Origin of the sequence: Cupriavidus basilensis (genome assembly GCF_029335485.1) — a bacterium.
In the GTDB taxonomy this organism is placed as follows: Bacteria; Pseudomonadota; Gammaproteobacteria; order Burkholderiales; family Burkholderiaceae; genus Cupriavidus; species Cupriavidus basilensis_E.
The window spans coordinates 1-669 of sequence record NZ_JARJLM010000596.1 but is presented as its reverse complement, the minus strand read 5'-3'; the positions used below and the strand labels follow the sequence as shown (position 1 = coordinate 669).

Annotated in this window: 2 protein-coding genes; one reads left to right on the top strand and one right to left on the bottom strand. The window is 64.1% G+C overall.

The annotated features are described in order from the left end of the window. Nucleotides 1-438: hypothetical protein (locus P3W85_RS36920; protein ID WP_276268431.1), on the bottom strand; the 438-nt coding region annotated here is incomplete at its 3' end. Between P3W85_RS36920 and P3W85_RS36915 the strand changes: the two genes are divergently transcribed. Beyond that, the coding region (locus tag P3W85_RS36915; RefSeq protein ID WP_276268430.1) for a hypothetical protein at nt 437-669 on the top strand (233 nt) is incomplete at its 3' end. The two genes, P3W85_RS36920 and P3W85_RS36915, sit on opposite strands and share 2 nt — an antisense overlap.

The following is a 669-nucleotide window of genomic DNA, read 5'->3' as shown; positions in this document are numbered from 1 at the left end:
CTGGGTCGGGGCCGAGCCGCCAGCCAGCATGTCGGCGGTCTGGCACTCGTCGGCCAGGCGCTGGCCGGCGTTCTTGTTGAACAGCATCGCCTTGCTCGGGATCACGACCAGGTCCATGCCGGAGTGGGCGTCGAAATAGCGGTCGGCACCGGTCACGGTGGACAGGCGCGGCAGGCGGTATTGCTTGCCCTCCCAGTTCAAGGTGATGACTTCATCGCGTTGCATATTGCCGCCGATGTAGAGCACGTGGCCCAGCTCGCACTGCCATTTTTCGCCAACCGGCGCCACCGGCGCCTCCTTGGCGGCAGTCTTCTTGGTGCGCTTGGCCGGAGCCTTCTTGGCGGGAGCGGTCTTCTTGACCGGCTCCTGGGCCATCGCAACGCCGGCGGAGGTCAGCGTAAATGCGCCGATGCAGGCGGCGAGGACGAGATGCTTCATGCTGTGGGTTCCTTCTGGATTGATTCAAAGGCAGGCGACCACCGGGGGAGCCCGGCGGTTACATATCCGCCGCTATTCTCTACGATTTGAAAGTCTGGGCGTAGTACCCCTACCTTCGGTTACACAATTCGGCGCCCCGGCGGCCGGCATGTGCCGTTTGCGGCGATCGAACGGCCGGCCGGTGCCGGGTTCCCGTCCCTATTTACGTTTGCCGATCGGCACGAACTTCAC